The sequence below is a fragment of the Caryophanon latum genome (genome assembly GCF_001700325.1).
Taxonomy (GTDB): domain Bacteria; phylum Bacillota; class Bacilli; order Bacillales_A; family Planococcaceae; genus Caryophanon; species Caryophanon latum.
In genome coordinates this window covers 1-8,445 of sequence record NZ_MATO01000057.1, presented here as the reverse complement: position 1 = coordinate 8,445, position 8,445 = coordinate 1, and the positions used below count along the sequence as shown (strand labels likewise).

Annotated in this window: 5 protein-coding genes, 1 pseudogene and 1 CRISPR repeat array; of the genes and pseudogenes, 3 read left to right on the top strand and 3 right to left on the bottom strand. The window is 42.1% G+C overall.

Annotation, left to right across the window (positions count from 1 at the left end; genetic code table 11):
• Window positions 1-16: 16 nt before the first annotated feature.
• Window positions 17-1,111, top strand: a pseudogene (locus A6K76_RS13250) (Rpn family recombination-promoting nuclease/putative transposase).
• Window positions 1,112-1,170: 59 nt separating this feature from the next.
• Window positions 1,171-1,380 (top strand): hypothetical protein, encoded by a 210-nt coding sequence (locus A6K76_RS13245; protein WP_139108698.1) that lies wholly within the window; start codon window positions 1,171-1,173, stop codon window positions 1,378-1,380.
• A gap of 650 nt (window positions 1,381-2,030) precedes the next feature.
• On the opposite strand, the gene A6K76_RS13240 is transcribed toward A6K76_RS13245, so the two are convergent.
• The 3 genes from A6K76_RS13240 to A6K76_RS13230 all read right to left on the bottom strand — a co-directional run bounded on the left by A6K76_RS13240 (window position 2,031) and on the right by A6K76_RS13230 (window position 7,302).
• Window positions 2,031-3,158: an S-layer homology domain-containing protein gene (locus tag A6K76_RS13240; protein WP_066465867.1), complete on the bottom strand. Its 1,128-nt coding sequence runs from the start codon at window positions 3,156-3,158 to the stop codon at window positions 2,031-2,033.
• Window positions 3,159-3,374: 216 nt separating this feature from the next.
• A CRISPR array of direct repeats spans window positions 3,375-4,064; the repeat unit is 36 nt; unit sequence GTGTTAATCCTCTATCTCAAGGTTATCCATTTACAC.
• A gap of 382 nt (window positions 4,065-4,446) precedes the next feature.
• Window positions 4,447-5,739: an SH3 domain-containing protein gene (locus tag A6K76_RS13235; protein ID WP_066465863.1), complete on the bottom strand. Its 1,293-nt coding sequence runs from the start codon at window positions 5,737-5,739 to the stop codon at window positions 4,447-4,449.
• A gap of 168 nt (window positions 5,740-5,907) precedes the next feature.
• On the bottom strand, window positions 5,908-7,302 hold the full coding sequence (locus tag A6K76_RS13230; RefSeq protein ID WP_066465861.1) for an aspartate ammonia-lyase: 1,395 nt from the start codon (window positions 7,300-7,302) through the stop codon (window positions 5,908-5,910).
• A gap of 237 nt (window positions 7,303-7,539) precedes the next feature.
• Here A6K76_RS13230 and A6K76_RS13225 point away from each other — a divergent pair, with 237 nt between their 5' ends.
• Window positions 7,540-8,355, top strand: coding sequence for a methyl-accepting chemotaxis protein (locus A6K76_RS13225; protein WP_066465859.1), 816 nt, complete (start codon window positions 7,540-7,542; stop codon window positions 8,353-8,355).
• Window positions 8,356-8,445 lie beyond the last annotated feature (90 nt).

Here is an 8,445-nt window from a genome sequence, read left to right as displayed (position 1 = left end):
ATAGAGGTGATTTTCGATGAATCAACAAGCATTGCGACGCATTCCGCTACACAAGCTCATTGATTTGAAAGTGGACTTTGCCTTTAAGCAACTGTTCGGCAGCGAGCGTAACAAGCACATTACAATCGTTTTCTTAAATGCGATTTTGGCACGAACAGGACGCGATACGATTACAGAAAGGCTGTATGCGCCATGCGACTCGCGTTCCTGGGGCTCGGCTCAAGCCTCCTCACCGCGAGCGGTTGCGGGGTCTTGAGTCACGAGCTTTTCCCCAAGGAGTCTCGTCGCGCGCATACAGCCATTATCATATTATTTAAAGTACTTAGAAGCACACCTTGATCTACTTGTAAAAACGCAGTCGGGTGAGCATATTAATATCGAAATGCAGCTATCGAATCAAGACGATATGATGAAGCGTACCCTTTACTATTGGTCACGACTGTTTGCGAAACAATTAGAGAAGGGGAAGGGCTATCGAACGCTCTTGCCGACGATTACGATTAATATTTGTAACTTTACGGTGTTTCATGATTTAGCACATTACCACACGACGTATCATTTGTACGAGGACGCGGAACTGAAGCGTTTACGTCCAATCGATGACGTACTCGAAGTGCATTTTATCGAGATGAATAAATTTTTGAAAGCGTGGCACGACAAAAAATTGCAGCCACTTGACGATATTTTGGCGAGATGGCTACTGCTACTCGGCATGGTTGACGCGCGGAAAGAAAAAGTGTATACGGAAATTTATGAAGAATTGGAGGAGTTGGCGATGAAGGACGAAAACTTAATCGATGCATTCGGGACGTGGGAAGAATTGAGCCAGACACCCGAGACACGGTTTGCATACGAGATGCGACTGAAGGCAATTATTGATGACGAGGCGAGATTGAGTGATGCGAAGGAAAGTTCGCTTGAAAAAGGCATCGAAATGGGGAAAGAGGAAGGTATCGAAATTGGAAGAGAACTAGGAAAAGAGGAAGGTCGTCACGAAGAACGACTACAGCTAGCGAAAAACTTCCTTGCATTACATGTCGATCTTGAAACGATTCAGCAAGCAACGGGGCTGTCTATCGACGAGCTCGAACAATTAAAACGACATATGTAACTTTGACGAAATAATTACTGTTGCTCGGCTTGGTCGATGCTCGCAAAGAAAAAGTAGATATGGACATTTATGAGGAATTGGCGATGAAGGACGAAAACTTAGTCGATGCATTTGGTACGTGGGAGGCGCTTAGTCAGACGCCGGAGACAAGGTTTGCGTATGAGATACGACTGAAGGTAATTATTAATGATAAAGCGAGATTGAGTGATGCGATTGACAAAGGGGAAGAGCGTGGGACCGGAAAAAGGAATTCAAAAAGTAGCACGTGAAATGCTGGCATCGAATGTCAATATAAACATGATGCAACAGTTTATCAACTTGATGATTTCGACATCACACAATTAATGCAACAGATGTAACGGCGCAAATTAGTGTAACACCTTTTAACAATTAATGTTTTAATACATTCATACATTTTTCCATTACAAAGATATCGTTTCAAATAGCTACATTACTTATATGACAGCGACCGCTCTATTATAAAAAGCGGTCGCTCATTTTTGTGCATGCAGCTTGAAAGAACGGGGAAAAGACAATTGCCGTATAGGTGGCAATTGTCTTTTAAGTTTAGTTCGTCTATCGTCCAATTTAATTAATGAAGAGTTATTGATTGTTCTATGATATAAGTGATACCGCTACAATGCCGTATCGATTTATTGCATGCAAATATTAAAAATTCATCATTATTTAGTTGTTGTATTCAGTTGTACGTGATCACGTTAAGAAATGCAGCTCGCTACTACAATTCTCGATGCCGCTCATTTTAGCGAGAAAAATGATGCGTGCGAAGTGCCTAAGAAGACACTTACAACGCTCAAGTCGTTGCACATTTACTATAGCATAACGCACATTATTTGTAAATATTTTCATTTATATTAAAAAACGACTTGCGCATCATGAGCGTCAAGCCGTTTTTTTGTTAGTTTGCGATTCGTTTATCTAACCAGAAGCGCCAGTATCCTTGATGATTTTTAATGCCGATGACACCGTAATCTTTCGTAATGTACGTTGTTCGCTTTTGCGCATTTTTCCATGACGTGCCGAACACTTCCTCTACGACAATGACATTCGTGTACGTCTTGCCGGCAATTTTCACCGTTGCTTTCGTATCCAAAATTTTCTCACTAATTTGCTCAAAAACATTTTGACTCGTCGGTGTTAGTGAATACTTTAAACCGATTGTTACGGGAAGGTTAATGAGCACGACTGTATTTTCAATGACCGCGTTTGAAAAATACGAAATGCCTGTCCAATCTTCTGTGTAATTTAAATACCCGTAATACGCGCCTGTTCGATCATCATAAATATCCCATACACTGTAAACGCCTGCTTCTCCACCTGCATCTTGCCCTTCATACGTCATCTTCAAATATTGATCTTTCGTCGCAAAATAATACGTATAGTTTTTGTTCGGCACATATTGCATAACCGTGCCACTTTGTAGCGACATCGCACGCGCTAAAAATGCCGCAAAATGCGCACGTGTTAACAGCTTATTTGGCTCAAATGTGTGCGTATAATTTTTTTGTTCATAGCCTTTTGCAATGTTGTTCATCGTCACGAGCTGAATGGCGCGGTATTGTGCAGATGTTGACGGCACATCGGTATACGTCACCGCGTTATGCGCAATTGATTTTAGCTGAAACGCTTTTGTCAAAATATCTGCCATGTATGCACGTGAAATGTTTGATTCCGGCTTAAAGTTAGACGATGCCTCAAACAAACCTGCCGTATACGCCGCGGCAATTTCAGTGTAATACTGATGCGTTTTTGGCACATCTCGATAGCCTGGATCACGCAAATTCGTCGTCGGTAAATTCAGCGCCTTCACAAGCATCGCCGCAATGTGCTTTTTCGCAAGCAATGCATTCGGCTTAAATGTACCGTCCGCATAACCGTTAATAACCCCTGCGTTTGATAAATAACTAATTTCCGTCGCTAATGAATGTGTAGACGGCACATCTTTAAACTTCGTCGCCCCTGCTGGTAATGCAAGCGATAACGTTAATGCCACTGCTGCAACACTCGCTACTACTTTTTTGAACATAACATCCCCCTTTTCGAAATGATTTTCATTAGTACGCCATATAGAAGCGCTTTTTTCCATCATACAGTTATCGTTATATATTGTAAATATTTAGCGTTTTATGAATGCTAGAACAAGTGTAGCAAACGTAATTGCCGCACAAAAAAGACCACTTCAGCATAGGAAGCGGTCGTAAATGATTGCGTAATCGTGTCGGTTGGTGAAGTGCGTATAAAACTGGTGATCCTCTAAATCAAGGTTATCCATTTACACGCTACATTGTTACATTAAGTGATTGTGAAATTTACCGTGTTAATCCTCTATCTCAAGGTTATCCATTTACACCGATCAAGCATTAGAAGCTGTAAAAGAATTTGTGGCGCAGTGTTAATCCTCTGTCTCAAGGTTATCCATTTACACGGTTAAATCACGCGCTCGAAGAATCGGCGGACAAAATGTGTTAATCCTCTGTCTCAAGGTTACCCATTTACACGGAAGAAGGAGGCTTATATGAAGTGGCTATTTTGAGTGTTAATCCTCTATCTCAAGGTTATCCATTTACACAAGACTGCGAAGACCTTCCTGTAGCGGCAGGCTTACTGTGTTAATCCTCTATCTCAAGGTTATCCATTTACACCATTAAGTGTGGTTACGTGGGCGGCTTCTCATTCCAGAGTGTTAATCCTCTATCTCAAGGTTATCCATTTACACACAACAAAGCAGTTCCTGTGATTGACCATTCTTCGTGTTAATCCTCTATCTCAAGGTTATCCATTTACACATGGGCAGTCTGTGTCATTACATCCAACAGTCTTAGTGTTAATCCTCTATCTCAAGGTTATCCATTTACACAGTGGCTCATTTCGGTGCTAAAGAAGTAGCTGAAGTTGTGTGTTAATCCTCTATCTCAAGGTTATCCATTTACACAGTACCGTTTTTCGCCCTTACTGTCCCAAGCGTTTCACGAGCCGTTTTACATGGTGACTGGTGCATTTTCGTTTGGAATTTTCAGGGATTATATCGATATAGCGAAATGAACGTGCAACACTTAGCCTAAAGCCTTTTTCGTGTAAATGTTAGTATATTGACATAGGTATGGTGAACGCCGTTTTTAGGCAAAAAACGCACCATGCTTTGCGATGCGAAATGCACCACTTTTTCTTTCTTTAGCTTACCAATTTCCACCTTTTTTGTACAGCAAAAGTTTTGACCAGTTCGGTGATACGATACTTGCTCGGTGTCAGTACTATTTATATAGAAGAAACTCAAAAAAACACCCACAATGATTCCTCACCGTGAGCGTTCGTCATTATTTCACAACGTAGTTCGGCATGCTAAGCCATAGGTCAAATATGCGTGAACCGTCATCGAATTGATCGTTCATAAAGCTTTTACTGCGCACATATTTAATCGAGCTTGCTTTCGGATCGAGCTTGAATGTTGAAAAATGATAGCCTACTTCTCCAGCATTCGAATAAACCATTTCTTGATATTCGTTATTGCCAATTGATTTTGGCTGCGCAGTATAAAGAATAATTCCTGCGCGTGATAATTGTCCGTTCGTTACGTAAAAAATCGTCGCTTCACGGCAGTTTGATCCGCATACTTTAGACACCATAAATAAATCAGTATCCTTTGACGTTTTGCCTTGTACTTTGTAAACGAGCTGTGCGGTTTTGTTATACGTATAGTCGTTAATTGAATACGGCTGTATGTATACATATTTGTCGCCCTCTGCCTGTAAACCGATTTTAAAGTCACCTTCATAATATAAATCGCCAGGAGCTAGCCCTGCCCAAATATTATCATCGTTTCCGTAGCCACTATAGTCACCGTAGCTAATGAGATGCGCCTTAATGTTTTTCCCTGTCGTTGCATCACGCAATGTCGTCGTGAAGCGAACGGTTTTTGATAAATCGCCTTGGTGAATGCGCTCCCCTTTAATAACCGTTACGGCTTGGTCGTGTAGCTCGCTTGCGACAACGTAACCGCGCATATTTCCTACTGCGACGTATGCCCAGCCTGCAATCGTGCCGTATGTTGTGACTTTCGTATTTTTCGGTAACGTTGCTAGCTGCACGCCGCTTTTCGTCGCCGTATTACGCATCACAAGTTGATCTGCATGGACGTATTGTGTTTTCGCCTTCGCTGCCGTCATGGACGAGGCTGCTGCATAGCCGATTCCGTCACCGTATTTTACGACATTCCACCCTGCACCGACTGAACCGTAATCTTCAACGAGCAATCCTTTTTGCCACGTTGCCGTCGTATTCGCTGAGCGTGTTGGATATTGCTTCACGACAAGACCATTTGCCGTAATCACTTTAATGATCGGCGTAATCGCTTGTAAATAGCTTTCGTTCACATAACCTGCAATCGATTTCGACTGAATTTTCGCCCAGCCATTGCCCGTTGCCGAAATGATGACGAGATCACCGCGCTGTAATGACGCAATATCTGCTACGCTCGGTGAAGCAGCCCCTTTCACCGCTAAACTATTTGCATTGACGACTTTCACTTCGCGTACGTTACTTGCATCGACGAACGTCGGAAACGCAACGACCGCAAGCAGCAACAACACGCATAACAACCACTTTTTCATATAGCACCCCCTATATTGATAGTTCCATAATACCGCTCATTAACTGAAAAATCTATATTTCCAGTAAATATAATGAATAATTACTTATATAATGGAAGAAACTCAAAAAAGAAGCTGCGCTAAAAGTCGAATTAGACCGTTAGCGCAGCTTCTTCCTATTTCAATCATTTATTGCTTCTTTTGTAGCGTCGTCATGCGGAACGGATCAAGCACGACGTTAATTTCTTCTTCTGTAAAGTAGCCGTATTTTAAGCAAAGCGAGCGCACCGATTCATTCGTCTCGAGTGCTTCACGCGCAAGCTTTGATGCAATTTCGTAGCCAACATGCGGTGCGATTGCTGTAATGACACCGATTGAACGCTCAACGTTTGCACGCAGCACTTCCTCGTTTGCCTGAATGCCTTGTAAGCAATATTCCGTAAACGCTTCAAAGCCGTTCGTCATAATGCGAATCGATTGCAGTAAGTTAAATACGAGCACGGGCTCCATGACGTTTAGCTCGAACTGCCCTGCCTCTGATGCCATCGAAATCGTCGCGTCATTGCCGACCACTTGGAACGCAATTTGGTTAATGACTTCAAGCATTACTGGGTTCACTTTCCCTGGCATAATCGATGAGCCTGGCTGACGCTCTGGTAATAAAATTTCTGCGAAGCCCGTTTTCGGACCTGATGCCATTAAACGTAAGTCGTTGCAAATTTTCGACATGTTCAGCATACAAATTTTTAGCGCACCTGACACTTCTGTGTAAATGTCTGTATTTTGTGTACCGTCAACGTGGTTTTCACACGCGACAAATGGTAAACCTGTATTTTGCTTCACGAAATCAACTGCTGATACGATGTACGCCTCGTCCGCATTTAAATACGTACCGATTGCCGTTGCACCTAAGTTAATTTCGTATAAATCTTCCTTCGTTTGCTTAATGCGCTTCATGTCGCGGCGCAGCACTTTCGCATACGCTAAAAACTCTTGTCCTAAACGAATCGGCACCGCGTCTTGTAAATGCGTGCGCCCCATTTTAATAATGTGGTCGAACTGCTCTGCCTTTTGCTCGAACACGCTTACCATATGCTCCATCACGTTTAATAGCTCAATGAGTAACGTCACCGTTGATAAATGAATCGCGGTCGGGAATGCATCGTTCGTCGATTGTGCCATGTTGACATGTGAGTTCGGGCTAATGATGCTCGCGTTGCCTTTATCATGCCCTAAAATTTCAAGGGCGCGGTTTGCGATGACTTCATTGGCGTTCATATTTAATGACGTCCCTGCCCCACCTTGAATTGGGTCAACAACGAACTGCTCATGCCATAGTCCGTCAATAATTTCTGTCGCTGCTTGAATAATAGCTTCAGCGATATCTTGCTGTAAGCTTCCTGTTGCCGCATTCGCTTGAGCAGCTGATTTTTTTACGATTGCAAGCGCACGAATTAGCTCAGGATCTACTGTTAAGCCAGTAATCGGGAAGTTCTCCTTCGCACGCATCGTTTGAATGCCATAATATACGTCTTTTGGAATTTCCATCGTGCCTAAAAAGTCTTTTTCAATACGTGGTGTCATGCAAATCTCTCCTTAGTATGTAACGTACTTATAGTAGAAACAGCTTTCATATGCTCCATCTATTTCTCTACAGTCAGTATACAATATTCCTTCCAAATAAACAGCAAATGGTTAACGAATTTATTACTTTTTTTAGTATAATAGTCTGACTTGATTGTGAATATATAACATTCTATAAAATTGAAATTTTCTGTAAATTACGCTACACTGGTAATAACATTATGGAGGTGTTCAGTTATGCATCAAAAATTACAAGCAGCTGTTGACTCAATGGCGCTCTTTCAAGCAACATATCCAAGTGATGCGTGCATTGTCATTATCGATGAACATGAAGTTGTCGGTTATTTGCCTGCAAAAACATTTGACTTAAAAACCGGCGTCGGTACAAAAGTCGCAAACTTTAGAGGAACGGTGACAGAAAAAGCATTGTCACAGCGTCGTTTTTTACGCGAAGAGCACGGCCCTGAGCTTTTTGGATTTGCCTACATCGCTACAGCGCAGCCAATTATGGACGGTAGTAAAACGATTGGTGTTTTAAGCGCCGTCATCTCAAACGACCAAGTAGATCAAATTCGCAAAGTCGCAAGCGATTTATCAAGCTCTGTAGAACAAATGACGGCAACGAACTTAGAGCTTTCAGGGGCAAGTAGCGACGTGGCAAGTCAGCTGCAGCAGCTCGTAAAATTTGCAGAAAACATGGACATTGAAATTAATAATACGAACGAAATTGTACATATCGTGAAAGACATTGCGCAAAAGTCTCGCATTCTCGGCTTAAATGCCTCGATCGAAGCGGCGCGCTCTGGCGAATACGGCAAAGGCTTCGCAGTCGTGGCGAGCGAAATTCAAAAGATGGCACAAAACAGCACAGAAAGCGCCGACGAAATTGCCCGTCAGCTACAAACGATTCGCTCTTCTGTTCAAACCGTTACGACAACATCATCGCAAGTCGCAACATTTACTGAACAATTTTCAGCAAGTATGAAAGAACTCGATGAAGCATACAAAAACATCGGCACACACGCATCTGAATTGTTAAATTTAAGTGAATAATTTTATTTTATGTAAATATTTACACTTCAATATAATAAAAATTTGACATCAGGTCTGTTGATTAGCCATTTTTATAAAGCTGAATCTGTT